Raw genomic sequence first — 16,924 nt, 5'->3', positions numbered from 1 at the left:
CCCGGTTCCCCGGTCTGCGAAGTACGCCCTTGTAGAGACTTGAGCAGGCTTCGTGCCAGGCGTGAATAGTCATGTTGCACCACTGTAAGCCACTGATTTTACTAAGGTGCCGGCCAGCAACCGACAGACGCTGAACAGGCACACCCAACCGGTTCCCCACAAGCGGGGAAAATGATGGCACATTGCCAAACCTTAATTCCCCAGCATTGGGGGACGCGCCCTCAACGGCCTCAGTCGGCGATTTCCACTTTAGCGGACTCGCGCAAACGTTGGCGCACGGTTTGGCGCGCCTGCGCCTCCCGCTGCCCGATGAGCGTTGCCCTGGCCAAGGCCAGGCCGTGTTTGCGTATGACCGATGGATTATCACTTTGGTTCTGCGCTCCTTGCAGTCTCTCCTGGTTGGCATCATAAAATGCCTCCACTTCGCCCTGGCTCGGCGCGTCGACTGCGCTGAGCAGGGCGTACACTTGCTGGGCCGCCATCTCATGCCGGGTGTATTCAGTGTACTGCGCCCTGTCGAAGCCCGCCTCTGCCAGTCGCCTTTCGAATAACGCCGGGCTGCCAAACGCCGCTTCTATCTCGCCAATCTGTGCCGACACGTGTTCATCGCTGACGGCAATGCCTTGGCGTTGCGCTTCCTGCCACAACAACTCCTTGTCGATCAGCTCGTCCAGCGCTTGGTCACGCAGGCGTTTGTACAGGCCTGGGTTGCGGATGCTGGTCACCGCCCGACCCTGGGCGTCCAGGTACTCGCTGAAGTAGCGCTCCAGGCGCATCAACCCGATCTCGACACCATTGACCCGCGCCGCTGGCACATCGGCCCAGCTCACCCTGGTCAGCACCAGCAACAGGCACAACCACACGATCCGCATGACAACCTCCGCTCAAGGGCTGACCGGCACTGGCCGGTAGGGGGTGACCGCAGTAAAGCGTGGCCCGGGCAGGGCCACCGCCACCACATGGGCACCTGCCATGCCCTGGCGGCGACCAGGGCCAAAGCCCAGTGCCGGGGTCAGGCCGGTGGGCACATCGTGCAGGCCTTCGAGCGCAGCGATCAGTTGTTCGCGGCTGGCATCCCGACCAATCTGCTTCAGCGCTTCGCTCAGCAGGCGCAACGCGCACAGCGTATTGACCTGCAACGACACCTGGCGCGGGTCCAGGCCCTGGCGCTGCTGCAGCCCGGCGAGCGTTGCCTGGCCTTGCTCGGTCCAGTCCTCTGGCACGTAGGGGTAGGCCAGAAACAGCCGCTGCGACCACTGCGCCGGCAAGCGCGCCACAGCGCCGGCTACCTGACTGGAAGCGGCGAACAGGTAGGGCTCGCGGCCCGCCACCTGCAACGCCGCCGCCAACTCGGCAAAGGCCTGGGCGCGGCCAAGGAAGACGATGCCCTGCCCGTCCACCGCCTGGCCGTCGAACGCCTGGATAGCGGGTGGCGCCCAGCCCTGCTGTCGTAAACGCTCGCGCACCTGCTCGGCCAACGCGGCGTGTTCGTTACCGGCATACACCACGCGTAACTCATCCGGCGCCAAGCCCAGCGCCACACGGGCATGGCCTGCCAGGCTCAGCAATTGCTCGGGCAAGCCGGGCAGCGGGTCGAAGATCTGTGCGCTGCCGCCGCTGCGCGGGGTACTGCCGACCATCGGCACGTTCTGTGGCGCCAGCAAGGTCGTCAGGCGCTGGTCGAGCATGGGCGCCAATGGCGCGATCAGGGCGAACACTCGCTTTTGCTCGAGCAACTGTTGCAAGGCGCGTTCGGCACTGACCGGGTCGGAGCCTGGGTCAAGCACCACCAGTTCCAGGCGCCGCCCGTGAATGCCGCCTTGCTGGTTGAGTTGACCCACGCCGTCTTCCAGCACGGCGCGCACCACCTGCCCGGCTTCAGCCAGCGGACCGCTCGCGGGCAGCAGCGTGCCAAGGCGCAGCACGCCCTCTTCCACACCAGGGTCACGTTCTTCGGCCAAGCGTTTGAGATAGGCGGTGAGGTTGCGCTGGTCGGCCAAGGTCAACTCGAAGCGTGGCATGGCCGGGTCGAGGCGATTGCCAGCCGGGTCGATACCCTGCTGGATGGCCCGCGCCAGGCTGCTGTCGGTGTAGGCCGGGTAGCGGCGGCCGTTGGCCTCGCGCGGGCCCTGGCCGAGTGCCAGGCGTTGCCAGTCGAGGCCGGGAGGGCGAACACCGCCTTCGGCACGGCCACGGCCGTCGTTGCCATGGCAACTGGCGCAGGGCAGCACGCTGGCGGGGACTGTGATGTCACTGGCGCCGACCCGGGCTTGCAATTGAGCGTCGCTACTGGAAACGCCCTCGCGGTAGAGGCGTTTGCCGGCTTGTTCGTGGTCGGTCAGGTCCAGGGCCAAGGCTGAGGTCGAAGATGCCATGCCAAGCACGCATGTGAGCCATATCGCAAGCCCTGTGGGCGCGGCCTTGTGTCGCGAAAGGCGCGCGCAGCGCGCCCCTCTTTCTGCGCGTGAGCTGCCACTGCCGGGGCTGCTGCGCAGCCCTTCCGCGACGCAAGGCCGCTCCCACAAAAGCGGATGCCACAGAGGCCAATTCCCCAGGCGGCCCATGATACTCACCGACCGGCCAGCGGCTGGGTCAACAGCTGCATGCGCTGGGCAATCGCCGCTGGCGGTGCATCCGGGCGAATCTTGCTCCAGCGTTTACCTGCAACATCACCGGCAATCAGCTGCGTCGAATGCTGCTCGGGACTCGGCAGGAACTGCCCTATACGGCCAAGCACCAGGTCGACATTGGCCTTGTCACCGGTCAGGAACAACCAGTTCGGCCCATCCACCCCTTGCTTGGCGGCGAACGCCTTCAGCGCCTCGGGGGTGTCGTTCAGCGGGTCACTGCTGATCGACACGAAGGTCACCTGGGCGGCCAGGGCTGGCCCCATGGCCTCGCGCACCTCGCGCAGCTTGCGGGTAATCAACGGGCAGGCATCGGTGCAATGGGTGAAGATCACGTTGAGCATCACCACCTTGTCCTTGAGCACGTCACTGTAAAAGCGCAGCTCGCGGCCATTCTGGTCCTTCAGCACGGTGTCGGTGAACCAGGTCTTGGCGTCGCGTGTACCGCCACCACTGGCCATCGCCTGCGGTGCTGGCTGCGGCTCGGGGGGTTGCGGCGCATGGCCTTCGTGGGCGAACGCCACCGACGTGAGGATCCACAGGCAGCCACCCAGTACCAGCCAGTCGAATGCGCGCATGCCAGCGCGGTGGGAGGTTGCAGTGCTCATGGTTGCACCTCGTGATGGTCGGCAATGGCGGTGCTCTTGGCATGTACCCGGCGCGCACTGAGGCGGTTGATTTCTTCGATCAATACGCCCGGGTCGGTGAAGCCGTAGTAACGCGTCCAGTGCCCGCTACGCCCGTCACCCACCAGTATCAGCGGCGGGTGCTGGCTGAGGTCGGCGTTGAAGCTGCCCAGCCCCTTCAGGGTTTCGGTGATGGCGTACGGGGTACCGGTCAGCCAGCTCCAGCCCGGCCCTTTCTGGAATGCCTTGGCATAGTTTTGCAGGCGCTTGGCGTCGTCACGCTGAGGGTCGACACTGATCGACACCAGGCGAACCTCCTCGCCTACCCGGCCGCCCAGCTGCTGCTGGACCTTGCCCATGATCGACGACACCACCGGGCATACCGTGGTGCAGCTGGTGTAAATGAAGCCCATGACCACCAGATGGTCACCCACCAGGTCTTTCTCCAGGCGTACCGGCATGCCTTCCTGGTTCAGCAGCGACACATCGGCAAAACGCACACTGGCCTTTTCCTGATGCGCCGCCGGGGGCTGCCCGGCATGGCCGTCATGCGCGTGACCGGCGTGGGCCATGGCCAGGTGGCTGGCGAATGCCAGGCTCAGGGCCAACAGTGTGCAAGCAGGCTTGGCGTTCATCGCACATTCCTCACGTCAGTCTGGGAGGCGTTGGTTGCAGCAGCCGGCAGAACGCGCAGGCTGGTGTAGTTTTCTTCGGCAAACTTGCGCCCCAACGAGGGCGACTGCACATGCAGGTACCAGGCGCCGGCCTCAGGCAAGTTCAGCGCTGCCTGGTAGACCCCCTCGCCCACCTCTTGCAGCTGCAGGTTGCGCGGCATCGACGATGGCGCCAGGAAGTAGCGCAGGCTCAAGTCGTTCAGGCCCAGGCGCGGCTGCCCGTCGTCACCGACAATCCGTACCCGCGCGGTGAAGTCGCTGTGCTGCGGCAGCGGCTGGTCGAGGCCAATGAACTCGGCACGCGCACCTTTACGTTTGCTGGCATCGCTCCCTGCGGCCACTTCGGTACTGAAGCAATGAATGATTTGCGGCTGGTTGAGCAGGAAGGCAACGTCGAACTTGCCGGCGGCGGGCAGCTTCACCGTCGAGCCATACACCCCGGGGGCCACTTCGCGCAGGCTGCGGTCAACGACGATGGCGGCGCGGGCCTGGTGGCCGCGGTTGTTGTAGCCGGACATCGGTGCATTCATGCCTTCGGCATAGAAGTAGGTGGTGTTGTCCACCGGGTTGACCACGAACACCGAATTGTCATCACGCGATACCGACAGCCCCTGGGCCAGTGGCAGGTCGCCAGCCTGGCGCGGCGCTGCGGGGCCAGCCTCGAAGCCTTGCACGATGGGCGCACGCCCCTCGCCCAGGCTGGCCAGATTGATCATGCTCACTTTCGGCGAGGCCAGGCCACGCACATAGGCATAGCCTTTGGTGAACGTCAGCTGGTACGGTTCGGCCGCCACCGGAATGCGGTGGATCAGCTTGTCGGTACTGGCGTCGATGACCAGGGCCTGGTTCTCCAGGGTATTGAGCACGATGCCGTAGCGGCCATCATGGCTGAAGCGCATCGGCCCCAGGCCCTGTTCGGCCTGGACCGTGTGTCGCAACTGATGGCTGCGGGCATCGAACACCCGTACGCTGCCCTCCTCGCCATCGACCACGTAGACGGCTTGGGACAGCGCCGAATAGCTGACCGACAGCGGGTGCGGGCCTACCTTGATGGTCTTGGCCAGGCGCATTTCCGGGATGTCGATGACGCTCAGGGTGCCGCTGTCGCGATTGCTGACATAGGCATAGCGCGAGTCGGCGCTGAAGGCGATTTCGTGGTGCCCGGTACCGGTGTTGAAGTGCTTCATGGCGCTGCGCCCCGGCACGTCGATCACTGTTACCCCGCCTTTGCCCGGGTCGCTGCTGTTGTTGCCAACCCACAGCCGATGCTGGTCCGGCTGCAGGGCCACGCGCAGCGGCTGGTCGCCGGCGTCCAGGTCGGCCACGCGGGTGAAGGTTTCGGTATCGATCACCGAGACCTTGCCCCGCTCGGGTATCGACACGAAAACCTGCTTGTCGTCGCTGGTGGCCGCCCAGTCCATGGGCCGCCCTGGCAGCTCGATGCGGGCCATGGTGCTGGTCACGCCCCCCACCGACACCGTCGGGTCGATCACTGTCAGGCTGGCGTCATTGTTCAACATCAGCAAGAAGTAGCTGTTCAGGTCGAGCAGCGGCCGGGCCCCGATGCTGCTCTTGAGAAACAGCGCGACCCGCGCCTTGCAGCTCTGCTCGCGGTCCCCGGCCGGGGCCGACTGCGCCGGGTCGATCCACGCCCCCGGGGCCATGCCCGACAGCGGTTGGCCACTGGTCTGGTCGCTGAGCTTGAAGCGGATGTTGGCGAAGCCGCCCTCCTTCAGTTCGCCGCCGGCCAATGGCCGGGCCTCGAACTCCACGTTCACGCCGTCCCGGCTGAGCCGGTGCAAGGCCTGCGAACCGCCCCGTTCCTGCAACAGCTCGCGCGGGTCGCACCATAGCTTTTCGTACGCCACGCCCAGGCCGATCAGCGCTACCCCCAGCACTACCCCCAAGTAAGCAGGGCGAGTCTTTTTGTTCATGCTCGCGTTCCCCTTCCGTCACTGCGCCGGGGCCGTTGCCGGCGGCGCTTCGTTGGTCACCCGCAAGATCCCCCACAGCCCCGAGAGGTTGCCGTAGGCGGCGTAGTCGCGGAACAGGTAGTCACCCGCCACCGCGTTGGCACCGCCGGCACTCGGCAACATGAAGCTGAAGTGCGCCGCTGGCAGTACGCTTTCCTGCGCGCCGATGTACATGGCCATCGGGTTGTAGCCAAAGCGCACCGAACCGATACCAGGCAGGCCAATTGGGTAACCGTCCGCATCGCTCTTCTCGGCCTGGTAGTTGTGCAGTGGCCATACGTGCCCGTCCAACTGGTAGACCATGCCGCGGCTGCCACCACTGGGCATCACGATATGGTTGCGTACCGGTTGGCCAGGCTTGGCGTACAGCACCGGGGTTTGCGGGTCGCCACCGACCAGGGCGTTGGCGTAGGCCATGTGGGCGTTGGGTACATCACCAAAGCCCAGGCCATTGGCGCGGCCGAATGGCGAGTCGGGCGCCATGCCGAAGCGCAGCCACAACGGTTCGGTCTTGTAGTTGACCGCCATGTTGCCGTTGTCTTGCGGGTCACCGGCAGCACCGTTGCCTTCGGTATTGATGCCTTCTACCGGACGGCCATCGGCCCAGCGCATGTTCAGCGCGCGCTGCCACACCGTGACGAAGTCGCGGTAGTCCGGCTGGCCGCTTACCTTCACCGTGGCCTGGGTACGGGTAGCAGTATCCTCGGTCCAGGTGGCGGTTTGCGGCAGGATGCTCATGGCGCCCACCAGACCTTTTTGCGGCTGCTTGATGAAGTCTGACGGGGTCAGGTTGAGGCCGCCGAACTCAATAGGCGTGGTGTTTATGTTGTCCACTGTGCGGCCCAGCTGCGACACCGGTTTGCCTTCACGCTCCAGGTGGCCGGCGTAGTACTGGTACTCCTTGGTCGGGTAAGCGCCGCTGGTGCCGGCACGTGGTGGCACGGTCTGCACCGGGTTCAGGCCAACGTTGGCACCGTCTGACTTGGTGATGTCGTAGGCCAGCAGTTGCGCATGCAGGCCCACGTGGCTGGACGGCCGCATCAGGTTGTTGGCAAAGGCGGTGGAGCCTTCGCTGTCGAAGCGGTCACGCTTGACCACGTTGTGCATCACTGCAGTGCTCGGCAGGTCTGGCATCACCAGTGGCAAGCGGTTCTCCAGGGTGATGCTGATGCAGTCGCCGGCATTGGCGCGCAGTACCAGCGGCTCTACCGGGACACCCGCCTTGAGCTTGCCGGTGGTGGCATCGAGGTCAGCCTTGCGCACGTACAGGATCGCGGTCGGGTCATGCAGCGGCGCACTGTGGCCACCGATGGTGAAAGGCTCCCCATCTTCGGGGTCTACCCCGCTCACCAGCGGGATGGCGGTTCTACGGCTGTTGAACACCAGGGTGCCGCCGTTGGCCTTGAGCGCGCCACCGACATGCTGGCCGACGCCCGCCGGGTCGTTGATGCTGACGCCGTTACGGTTTTCGAGGATGTCGTTGGCCAGCGCTGCGACGATCTCGTAGCTGCGCTTGACCGTGGTGCGGGTACCGATGCCGTTCGGGTTGGCCGTGGTTTTCGGGCAGATGCCGTTGAAGTTCACGGTGTTGCGCATGGCCACCGGCTGCGGGTTGTTGGGCAGCGGGAACAGGTCGGCACGCTGCGCGGTGTAGTTGCGCATGATGCCCCAGATACCGTTCCAATAGCCCTCCAAGGCCGCGTCCAGCGAGTACAGGTAGTCGCCGTTGGTGGCTGCCGAACTGGAGATCATCGACACCGGCGCCATGAAGCCCAACTGCTCGGAGATGCCGATCATTTGCGACGACTTCCAGCCCGAGTTGGAGCTGTTGCCGAAGCCAGAACCGTTCTGCAGCCATTTCACGCCGTGCAGGGTGACGTTGTGCTCCTCTTCATGGCCACCGGCGTGCATGCGCAGGCGCACGTTGTCGCCGGAATAGGTGCGCAGCAACGGGGTGAACGGGTCGCCCGGCTCGGCGCCAGCCGTGTTGATATGCGGCGGGAACAGCGTAGTGCCGCCGGTAGGGCCGACCGCCGAGGTAATCGCCGATGGCGACAGGTTCATCGCCGGGATGGCGCGGTCGGTACGGGTTTGCAGGGCATAGCTGAGGTCGCCGGCCAGGCCGTCGGCCTGCATGCCACGCTTGCCGTCCGGGCCGACCTTGTTCGGGTCATACACGCGCAGGGCCAGCGGCTCGTTGCGGTAGTTGACGACGAACATCCCCGGGTCATCAACCGAGATCGCCTGCGGGCATGGCCGGCTTGGGCAGCCCGGGTTGAGACCGCCGCGTTTCTCGACGATGGCTTCGAGCAGGTTCGACGCCTTGCCGCGCACGGGCGGGTTGATGGCGTAACGGAAGCTGTCGGCAGTGGCCGGGTACGACTGGGCATTGGGAATGCCGTCCGGCCCTGCGCCTACGTACACCCCAGCTTCATAGGCATGCTGGAAGTCACTGTACTCCAGGAAGAACTCGCGGTAGCTGTCGTTCTTGCCGTCGCCATCGTGGTCGCCGGTCTTGATCACCGCCTGCCACGAGGTCGGGCCGCCGTCCTGGCGCGTGGCCGGGTTGTACAGTTGCTCGCCGGTTTCGGCGTGGTACCAGGTGGAGCCGGCCGGTTCGGCCAGCACGGTGGCATACAGGCCCAGTTGCTGGTGGGTCGATGGGCCAAGGTGGTCATGGGTGAAGATGGTACCCAGGCCACGGTCGACGTTATGCACGTTCACCAGCGGGTCAGCGAACCAGCGCTGCATGGCTGTACGCGCGCCCAGCCAGTCGGCGCGACCAAAGCGGCCGAAGTACGGGTGCTGTCTGGCTTTCGGGCAGGCAGCGGTGCCATCGCGGCTATCCCCATCAGTGCAACCGTTGTAAGTACGAATGGCATGCACGCGCTCGACCACGCTACCGGGCGAAAGTATGCCGTCTTCGTAGTTCCAGCCGTTGGCCGAGCCGTCGGCAGCGGTCAGGTCCCACTTGGGCAGGTGGATGTGCTGGCCGATCACGTCGGTCGGGGTGCGCACCTGGTAATCGTCCATCTCATAGATGTTCGGGATCAGGTTGGTGTGCTGGTACATCGCGCAGTCGAAGGTGTTCATGCGCATCACCAGCGGCTCTGGCGGGCGCTGCTTGGTAATGACCGGCCAGGCGTCTTCCCACAGGGCAATGATGCGTGCCTGCGGGAAGTGGTAGCCCACTTTGTTGTACACCGCGTCGAACTGGATGTTGGCCCCTTTGTAGATGCGTGGGCGGTCGGCAGTGAAGGCCGAGGCGCCACGGAAGTTCACGCCCGTCAGGCTCTCTCCACTGTTGAACTCCCCTACCCCGGAAGACTGGGTCAGGCGTTTTCCACGGTCATCCATGCACGGCTCGTAGAACGGCGCACCCGCAGTCGGCAACGCGCCGTTGGTGCGGAACGCACTGGCCACTGGCTGGCTGCCGGGGATCAATGCATAGCTGGGGTGTTCAGCCATGGCGTGGAACTGCATGGCGGCCTGCTCGACATCGGTGCCCTCTTCCGGCAGGTAGATGGGCTTGGCCTTGTGCACGACCTTGGTGAAGTCCAGTTTGGTGGTGGTGGTCTCCGCCACGCCACCGGCGGACACACCGTCCAGTGCATGGCGGCCAAGGCCGCCGTCCCAGCCATCGACCTGGTTCGCATCCAGGTTGGCCCACAGGGCTTTACCACTGTCTTTCAGTTGCCGGGCCAGGGCCGGGTCGAGCATGTCCAGGGGCGGGGTTGGCGGGCGGTTGCCCACGCTGCTTTCCATGCCGCCGATCCAGAACGGGTAGCCTGGGTTTTTCAGCGTGCCGTCGGCATTGCGGTTGGCCTCGGTGCGGTCGACCAGCGCCAGCGAGCCCACGGCCTTGCGCACGGGCGCCTCGCTGGCGTGGTCGTCATCATCCTCGTCTTCGTGGTCATCATCGTTGGCAGCAACCAACGCTTCGGATAGCTTGGGCACGACCACGACTTTGCCGGGCATGGGCGCCATGGCCTTGCCAGGTAACGGCACGATGGCCGGAATCGGCGTACCGGCAACGATCTCGCCATCGGGCAGGGCCCGGGCGCCAGCGGCCGGCTTACCGCTACGCAGGGCGAACGGGGTACTGTGGAAGCCATTCTCGCCCTGCCCGCTCACCTCCAGCCGCGTGCCTTCCTCGAACACGTCATGTACCCGCCACATGGCCCACATGCCCTGGGCGAAGTGCGGGTAGAAGTGACAGTGGTAAATGGCATCGCCGGCAACGCGGTTGCGGTTGCCCGAACCACCGTTGGCGATTTCGTAGGTGTAGCCGACACCGGCGCCGATGCCTTGGGCATCGATGTAGTCGGAGTTGTCGTCATTGGGGTTGAACAGCCACTGATGGCCGTGCAAGTGGAAGATGTGCTGCTCGTGCCCGTTGTGGGTGTTGCGGAACTTGGTGAAGTCACCGATATAGCTGTGGTGCACGTTGGCAGGCTCTGAGGGGTAAAGGGCCATGCTGGCCTTGACCCCGACGGCGCTGGCCGGCGGCACCTCGCCCGGGCGGATGTGTTCCAGGCCGACGTTGGCCGGTACATCCACCAGGGTGCCTATATCGCCGACCGTGTGGGCGCTGAGGAAGAACTCCTCATAGGCACACGACAGGCAGTCGTGCATCGGCCCCACCCCCAAGCGGTTGGCCACCACTTCGGCCCCCATCCCACCAGAGCCGTAATTGATCATGAACGAATCGCGCGCCGGCTCCAGCACGTGGCCCATCACCGGGTCGGCCCAGTAGCCAGGGAAGGCCTGGGTACCGGCAACCTCGTCGGCGAACTGCGAGGCGAAATCACGGAATGCTTCCAGTCGGTTGGGCAGCGCCGGGTTGCGTTTGCCCACGCTTTCCAGCGGGTAAGTGGAACTGGGGAAGCTACCGTCAGGGTTGGGCCCCATGACGATGGCATCGGTTTCGCTGCTGATGATCTCGTTGCCGTTGACCATGGCAATGATCGGTTTGCCGGCCTTGCCTTCGGCGATCCACGGTTCGAGCTGCGGATAACGGGCTTCGTAGTCGATCACGGGCTGGCCGGTGGCGGTTCGCCCCGTGGTGGCCAGGCGCATTTCTTCTTCAGTGAGGGTGTTGCGGTAGGTACGGCCCAGTTTGGGCACGACCACCACCTGGCCGAACAGGCCGTTGGAGACGTTGCCCGCCGTGCCCTCGCCGCCGAACGTAGCGGCTTTGCTGGTGGCGGCGAAGGCGCCTTCGCGCTCGGCATACAGGGTGTAGCTGCGGGTGCTGCCGGGGCTGACGAAGAAGTTGCCGTTACGCCCGGTATAGGCGGAAATATCGGCAATGCTGTTCACCGCCTGCATCCCGTTGACCTGGAAGCCGACCATGCGCTCGGCCACCTGTTCGTCGGCGACAAAGCCTTCGCCGCCTTCGTTTTCAACCTCCGGCCCCTCTGCCTCACCCTCGGGCTCTTCAGCCTCGATACCGTGCTTGTTGGGGTTCGCCTTGTAATCCAGCAGGTTGGTCAGGTTGACCGTCAGGCAGTCACCGGCCGCCACGCGCAGCACGATAGGCCGCGGGCGCTTGTCCGGGCGCAGGGTGACCTTGCCCGGTACCGCGGCCCCGCCCTTGCTGAGGGGGACCTGCTTGTCGTCCACCACGTCCTCACGAAGGGCAAACATCATGCCGTTGGCGTTTTGCGCGCCAAGGCGGTTGAACATCAGTGGCTGGTCCAGTGCCACCACGTTGGCGACCAGGGTGCGCTGGCACTGCACAGCCGCCTCGCTGGTTGCTTCCCAGCCAAGCAAGGCCAGTACAAGTGATGACAGGATGGGGCCTTTGAGCGGCGTCGACATGCTGCACCTCCGGGACACAGGATCTCTGCGGGGAGCTGGAGCAAGGTGTGTGCCAGAAGAAAAATCCAATATTAATCAATAACTTGTACGATCAACCGCAACGGATTGGGGAGGATCCCCCAGCAGGTTCCCCCGAATCGGGGGACGGAATCCCGTGGGGGCAAAGGCTGCTCCACAAGCGCGCGCTGGCCTCAGACAAGGTAAAAACGCACGGTACCCTTGCACAATTGTCGATTGTGCAAGGCAAATTCGCATGCCAGGATCCTGCGATCCTCCAGCGAACTCCAGACTTCACTTGGAAAATCAATAACAAAGCAGGGAGAACGCAATGACTGCACACGCTCATACCCCGGCAGCAACCGACCATGTATTGGCCGAGGTCCGCAACCAGATCGGCCACCTGACCCTGAACCGCCCAGCCGGTCTCAATGCCCTGACCCTGGACATGGTGCGCAGCCTGCGTCAGCACCTGGACCAGTGGGCCGACAACCCGCAGGTACGCGCCGTGGTCCTGCGCGGCGAAGGCCCCAAGGGGTTCTGTGCCGGTGGCGATATCCGCTCGCTGTACGACAGCTTCAAGGCCGGCGACACGCTGCATGAAACCTTTTTCGTCGAAGAGTACGCCCTCGACCTGGTCATCCACCGCTACCGCAAGCCAATACTGGTGGTGATGGACGGCTTCACCCTCGGGGGCGGCATGGGCCTGGCCCAGGGCTGCGACCTGCGCGTGGTCACCGAGCGCAGCCGGCTGGGCATGCCCGAGGTCGGCATCGGCTACTTCCCGGACGTGGGCGGCAGCTACTTCCTCTCGCGCATCCCCGGCGAGCTGGGCATCTACCTGGGTGTCAGCGGTGCCCAGATCCAGGCGGCCGACGCCTTGTATTGCGGCCTGGCCGACTGGTACCTGGCCAGCGATCAGCTCGCTGCCCTCGACCGGGGCCTCGACCAGCTCGACTTCAGCGACCACCCGCTCAAGGACCTGCAAAACCTGCTGGCCAGGCTCGGCACCCAGGCACTGGATGATGCGCCACTGGAAAAGCTGCGCCCGGCCATCGACCACTTCTTCGCCCTGCCCGACCTGCCAGCCATCGTCGAGCAACTGCGTGCGGTGAGCCTCGGCGACAGCCACGCCTGGGCGGTGGCCACCGCCGATCAGCTGGAAACCCGCTCGCCTCTGGCCATGGCGGTTACGCTGGAGATGCTGCGCCGGGGGCGCGAGCTGGGCATTGACGACTGCTTTGCCATGGAACTGCACCTGGACCGCCAGTGGTTCCAGCACGGCGACATCATCGAAGGCGTGCGTGCCCTGATCATCGACAAGGACAAGCAGCCCCGCTGGAACCCGCCGACCCTGGCCGCGCTGCAAGGCCAGCGGGTCGAACAATTCTTCGAAGGCTTGTGAGCCCGGGAGTACACAGATGCAAGACCTCGAACTGAGCGAAGAACAGATCATGATCCGCGACATGGCCCGGGACTTTGCCCGTGGCGAAATCGCACCCCATGCCCAGGCTTGGGAAAAGGCCGGCTGGATCGATGATGGCGTGGTGCGCAAGATGGGCGAGCTGGGCCTGTTGGGCATGGTGGTGCCCGAGGACTTCGGCGGCAGCTACACCGACTATGTCGCCTATGCCCTGGCCGTGGAAGAGATCGCCGCCGGCTGCGGCGCCACCGGGGCGATGATGAGCATCCACAACTCGGTAGGTTGCGGCCCGCTGCTGGCCTACGGCACCGCCGACCAGCAACAGCAGTGGCTGCCACGCCTGGCCAGCGGCGAGGTGATTGGCTGCTTCTGCCTGACCGAGCCACAGGCCGGCTCCGAGGCGCACAACCTGCGCACCCGCGCCGAGCTGGTGGATGGCCAGTGGGTCATCAACGGTGCCAAGCAGTTCGTCAGCAATGCCCGCCGTGCCGGCCTGGCGATCGTCTTCGCAGTGACCGACCCGGAGCTGGGCAAGAAAGGCCTGTCGGCGTTCCTGGTGCCCACCGACAACCCTGGGTTCAAGGTTGATCGCAGTGAGCACAAGATGGGCATTCGCGCCTCCGATACCTGCGCAGTGACCTTCGACAACTGCCGCATTCCTGCCGCCAATATCCTCGGTGAGCGTGGCAAGGGCCTGGCCATTGCCCTGTCCAACCTCGAAGGCGGCCGTATCGGCATTGCCGCCCAGGCCTTGGGCATCGCCCGCGCCGCATTCGAAGCGGCGCTGGTCTACTCGCGTGACCGCATACAGTTTGGCAAGCCGATCAACGAACACCAGAGCATTGCCAACCTGCTGGCCGACATGCAGGTGCAGGTGAACGCCGCACGTTTGCTGATCCTGCACGCCGCCCGCCTGCGCAGCGCCGGCAAGCCGTGCCTGTCGGAAGCGTCACAGGCCAAGCTGTTCGCTTCGGAGATGGCCGAGCGGGTGTGCTCGATGGCCATTCAGGTGCATGGTGGGTACGGCTATCTGGAAGATTACCCGGTGGAGCGCTACTACCGGGATGCGCGGATTACCCAGATCTATGAAGGGTCGAGCGAGATCCAGCGCATGCTGATTGCTCGGGAATTGAAAAACTATCCGCTGTAACGCAAAGGCAACGCGGTTCTTGGGGGCGCGGGCGACGCTGTGGCTGGCACCGGCTTTGCCGGTGTTCGCGGGCGCGCCCGCTCCCACAGGACCCTCTCGCCTCAGCGCCAATACCGCGCGTCATCCACCACCCTGGCATGCCCCTCGAACAGCGCCGGCAACTGCTCCTTGAGGTAGTCGATCCAGGTGCGCACCTTGGCGTCCAGGTAGTGGCGTGACGGATACATCGCATACAGCGCACTCTCCCTCAACCGATACGGTGCCAACAACCGGCGCAAGCGCCCCTGCTCGATCGCCTCGCTGGCGGTGTAGAACGGCAGCAGGCCAATGCCCATGCCCAGCTCGCTGGCCACCAGCATGGCGTCGGCAACGTTGGTGGAAAAACTGTCATTCGGCGCAATCACGCACTGGTCAACCCCTTGCGGGAACACCCAGTCGCCTTCGTACATCGGGTAAGCCATGCGCAGGCAGCGATGGCCGTGCAAGTCTTCGGGGCGCTCCGGTACACCGTGGGTATCCAGGTAACCGGGGGCCGCGCAGGGGATGCTGAAAATGTTGCCCAGCGGCACAGCGATCAGCTGCGAATCCGGCAGCGCACCGTCCACGGTGATCACCACGTCATGCCCTTCTGCCAGCGGGTCGGGGTTACGCTGCGACAGCGTCAGCTCGATCACCACTTCCGGGTATAGCGTGTTGTAGCCGGCCACCAGCGGCATCAGCAACAGCCCCATGCCGTGCGGGCAGTGCAAACGCAGATGGCCGCGAGGCGTGAGGTGCGCCCCTCGCGCTTCGCCCACGGCTTCTTCGGTCAGCAGCATGATCTGCCGAGCACGCTCCAGAAACCGCTCACCCGCCTCGCTCATGCGCAAGCGCCGGGTGGTGCGGTGCAGCAGGCGGGTCTGCAGCTGGTTCTCCAGCTCGGCAACGATGCGCGAAACCTGCGCGGCAGAAATATCCAGAGCATTGGCAGCTGCAGCGAAGCTGCCACATTCCACCACACGGGTGAAGGTACGCATGGCATGCAGCATGTCCATGAAGGTGTGCTCCTTTCTTTGTCTTATTCTTGCGTTATAGGCAGGAATCTATCACGGTTTAGCCCATTTATTGTGGATGACCAATGAATAGATCATTAGCCATCCATTAAAAAAGGAGCCTGTCATGAAACGCTCGATCGCTGTCCTTGCCATTGCCGCTGCCTTCGCCTCGTTCGGTGCTTTTGCCGATGCCGGCAACAACCAGCCAGTCAGCAGCCAATATGAATACGGCATGCCGCTGGACGTGGCCAAGGTCATCTCCATCACACCGGCCAGCAACGCAGCCGACTGCCAGGTAGGCACCGCACACATGGTGTACGTCGACCATCAGGGCCAGAAGCGCGAAATCGACTACCGGGAAATGGGCAACTGCTCGCAGCAGTGAGTCAGGCCAGCACCTGGGTGATCCAGCCCACCTGCTGATTGAAATCGTCGATCTTCGCCTGAGGCACCGCATCGCGGGCCCGCTGGAAATTGGCCAGGGTCTGCTGCTTCTGCCGCAGCATGCGCCGCCACTTGACCACAAACGCCTCGCTTTTCTCCTGCATCAACACGGGGCCGAAGTACAGCTGTTCAGCGCTATACACCCCCCTGCCCGGCTCGGCGACGATGATCTCGTAATCGAAGCGGTTTTCCCGTAGCAGCTCTTCGCTGACGATCTGGTAACCATTGCCCGCCAGCCACTGGCGCAGTTCGCGCTCACCGCCATTGGGCTGCAGTACCAGGCGCGTGACGCCGCCAAGGCGCTGCTTGCCGGCTTCGAGTATCTCGCACATGGTGTCGCCGCCCATCCCGCAGATGCTCACCACCGAGATACGGTCTTGCGGCTCGACCGCTGCCAGCCCATCGGCCAGGCGCACGGTTACCTGCGCTTGCAGGCCGTTTCTGCGCACATTGCGCTGGGCCGAGGCGAACGGCGTCTGTGCCACTTCACCCGCTACCGCGGCCTCGAGCACGCCACGCAGCATCAAGGCCACCGGAAGGTAGCCGTGGTCCGAGCCAATGTCGGCCAGGCGCGCGCCCTGTGGCACATGGGCGGCCACGCGCTCCAGGCGCCTGGACAAAGTCTGTTCGTTCAACGTAAACCCCTGGTTTTGCAATCGCCTGCGATTCTGACGGCGAACGCCGCGCATTTCAAACGCCGAGGCACCCTCGACCGGGCTGGTGTGCTCGCGTAGGCTTGCCGTTTTCCTTCCGTTGCAAGGCAGACACACCATGGCACATGCAGACATCATCTACACCCCGGACCCGGACGCCGAGTCGATTTCCTCGGACGTTGCCGAGTACAACGGCGTGCTGGTCACCACGCAAATCCCGACCCACGCCGACGGCAGCCTGGAACTGGGCGGCATCGTCGAGCAGAGCGAATGCACCCTGCAGGCGCTGAAAGTGGCCCTGGAGAAGGCCGGCAGCGGTATGGACCGCGTGCTGCACCTGACCATCTACCTGACCGACATGGCCGACCGCGCGGCGTTCAACGAGGTGTACCAGCGCTTCTTCAGCAAGCCCTGGCCGGTGCGTGCGGCGGTGGGTGTGGCTTCGCTGGCCTTTGAAGGCATGCGTGTGGAAGTGACGGCGATGGCTGCCAAGCGCTGAG

Annotated in this window: 12 protein-coding genes; 4 read left to right on the top strand and 8 right to left on the bottom strand. The window is 64.6% G+C overall.

The window, feature by feature from the left end; translation table 11 throughout:
• Nucleotides 1–230: 230 nt before the first annotated feature.
• The 6 genes from V6093_RS02300 to mnxG form a co-directional block, all read right to left on the bottom strand.
• Nucleotides 231–872, bottom strand: coding sequence for a SurA N-terminal domain-containing protein (locus tag V6093_RS02300; RefSeq protein ID WP_108078860.1), 642 nt, complete (start codon nt 870–872; stop codon nt 231–233).
• A gap of 12 nt (nt 873–884) precedes the next feature.
• Nucleotides 885–2,375 carry an ABC transporter substrate-binding protein gene (locus V6093_RS02295; RefSeq protein WP_223817395.1) on the bottom strand — a complete coding sequence of 497 codons (1,491 nt, stop codon included), beginning with the start codon at nt 2,373–2,375 and terminating at the stop codon, nt 885–887.
• Between the two features lie 194 nt (nt 2,376–2,569).
• Nucleotides 2,570–3,235: an SCO family protein gene (locus tag V6093_RS02290; RefSeq protein ID WP_012052145.1), complete on the bottom strand. Its 666-nt coding sequence runs from the start codon at nt 3,233–3,235 to the stop codon at nt 2,570–2,572.
• On the bottom strand, nt 3,232–3,888 hold the full coding sequence (locus V6093_RS02285; RefSeq protein ID WP_004577519.1) for an SCO family protein: 657 nt from the start codon (nt 3,886–3,888) through the stop codon (nt 3,232–3,234). The genes V6093_RS02290 and V6093_RS02285 overlap by 4 nt, the downstream gene beginning before the upstream one ends.
• Nucleotides 3,885–5,861 carry a cytochrome D1 domain-containing protein gene (locus tag V6093_RS02280; protein ID WP_003247941.1) on the bottom strand — a complete coding sequence of 659 codons (1,977 nt, stop codon included), beginning with the start codon at nt 5,859–5,861 and terminating at the stop codon, nt 3,885–3,887. Before V6093_RS02280 ends, V6093_RS02285 begins: the two co-directional genes overlap by 4 nt.
• 18 nt (nt 5,862–5,879) lie before the next feature.
• Entirely contained in the window at nt 5,880–11,723 is a 5,844-nt protein-coding gene (gene mnxG, locus V6093_RS02275) for a manganese-oxidizing multicopper oxidase MnxG (RefSeq protein WP_265980122.1), read from the bottom strand.
• A 328-nt stretch (nt 11,724–12,051) separates the two neighbouring features.
• Here mnxG and V6093_RS02270 point away from each other — a divergent pair, with 328 nt between their 5' ends.
• The gene (locus V6093_RS02270) at nt 12,052–13,125 is read left to right on the top strand and encodes an enoyl-CoA hydratase/isomerase family protein (protein ID WP_047603832.1); all 1,074 of its coding nucleotides are present in this window, start codon (nt 12,052–12,054) and stop codon (nt 13,123–13,125) included.
• 16 nt (nt 13,126–13,141) lie between these two features.
• Entirely contained in the window at nt 13,142–14,293 is a 1,152-nt protein-coding gene (locus tag V6093_RS02265) for an acyl-CoA dehydrogenase family protein (protein ID WP_003247935.1), read from the top strand.
• Nucleotides 14,294–14,394: 101 nt separating this feature from the next.
• On the opposite strand, the gene V6093_RS02260 is transcribed toward V6093_RS02265, so the two are convergent.
• A complete protein-coding gene (locus tag V6093_RS02260) occupies nt 14,395–15,327 on the bottom strand; it encodes a LysR family transcriptional regulator (RefSeq protein ID WP_003247933.1) in 933 nt (310 codons plus the stop codon).
• 124 nt (nt 15,328–15,451) lie between these two features.
• On the opposite strand from V6093_RS02260, the gene V6093_RS02255 reads away from it, so the two are divergent.
• Nucleotides 15,452–15,712, top strand: a complete 261-nt coding sequence (locus V6093_RS02255; RefSeq protein ID WP_003247932.1) for a DUF2790 domain-containing protein — start codon at nt 15,452–15,454, stop codon at nt 15,710–15,712.
• Between the two features lies 1 nt (nt 15,713).
• Here V6093_RS02255 and V6093_RS02250 read toward each other — a convergent pair whose 3' ends face one another.
• Nucleotides 15,714–16,406, bottom strand: a complete 693-nt coding sequence (locus V6093_RS02250) for a tRNA (adenine(22)-N(1))-methyltransferase TrmK (RefSeq protein WP_004577523.1) — start codon at nt 16,404–16,406, stop codon at nt 15,714–15,716.
• A gap of 136 nt (nt 16,407–16,542) precedes the next feature.
• Between V6093_RS02250 and V6093_RS02245 the strand changes: the two genes are divergently transcribed.
• On the top strand, nt 16,543–16,923 hold the full coding sequence (locus V6093_RS02245; RefSeq protein WP_004577524.1) for a RidA family protein: 381 nt from the start codon (nt 16,543–16,545) through the stop codon (nt 16,921–16,923).
• The last annotated feature ends 1 nt before the right edge of the window (nt 16,924 follow it).

The organism is Pseudomonas putida group bacterium ESBL64, from assembly GCF_045277175.1.
In the GTDB taxonomy this organism is placed as follows: domain Bacteria; phylum Pseudomonadota; class Gammaproteobacteria; order Pseudomonadales; family Pseudomonadaceae; genus Aquipseudomonas; species Aquipseudomonas alloputida.
Note: the sequence above shows the minus strand (reverse complement) of the source record. Positions and strands in the feature narration are given on the sequence as shown.

Bases quoted from the DNA above. Each gene is read 5' to 3' on its own strand.
- V6093_RS02245 (WP_004577524.1), top strand. From the start codon at position 16,543: ATGGCACATGCAGACATCATCTACACCCCGGACCCGGACGCCGAGTCG.
- V6093_RS02255 (WP_003247932.1), top strand. From the start codon at position 15,452: ATGAAACGCTCGATCGCTGTCCTTGCCATTGCCGCTGCCTTCGCCTCG.
- V6093_RS02290 (WP_012052145.1), bottom strand. From the start codon at position 3,235: ATGAGCACTGCAACCTCCCACCGCGCTGGCATGCGCGCATTCGACTGG.
- mnxG (WP_265980122.1), bottom strand. From the start codon at position 11,723: ATGTCGACGCCGCTCAAAGGCCCCATCCTGTCATCACTTGTACTGGCC.
- V6093_RS02270 (WP_047603832.1), top strand. From the start codon at position 12,052: ATGACTGCACACGCTCATACCCCGGCAGCAACCGACCATGTATTGGCC.
- V6093_RS02300 (WP_108078860.1), bottom strand. From the start codon at position 872: ATGCGGATCGTGTGGTTGTGCCTGTTGCTGGTGCTGACCAGGGTGAGC.
- V6093_RS02285 (WP_004577519.1), bottom strand. From the start codon at position 3,888: ATGAACGCCAAGCCTGCTTGCACACTGTTGGCCCTGAGCCTGGCATTC.
- V6093_RS02265 (WP_003247935.1), top strand. From the start codon at position 13,142: ATGCAAGACCTCGAACTGAGCGAAGAACAGATCATGATCCGCGACATG.
- V6093_RS02280 (WP_003247941.1), bottom strand. From the start codon at position 5,861: ATGAACAAAAAGACTCGCCCTGCTTACTTGGGGGTAGTGCTGGGGGTA.
- V6093_RS02295 (WP_223817395.1), bottom strand. From the start codon at position 2,375: ATGGCATCTTCGACCTCAGCCTTGGCCCTGGACCTGACCGACCACGAA.
- V6093_RS02260 (WP_003247933.1), bottom strand. From the start codon at position 15,327: ATGGACATGCTGCATGCCATGCGTACCTTCACCCGTGTGGTGGAATGT.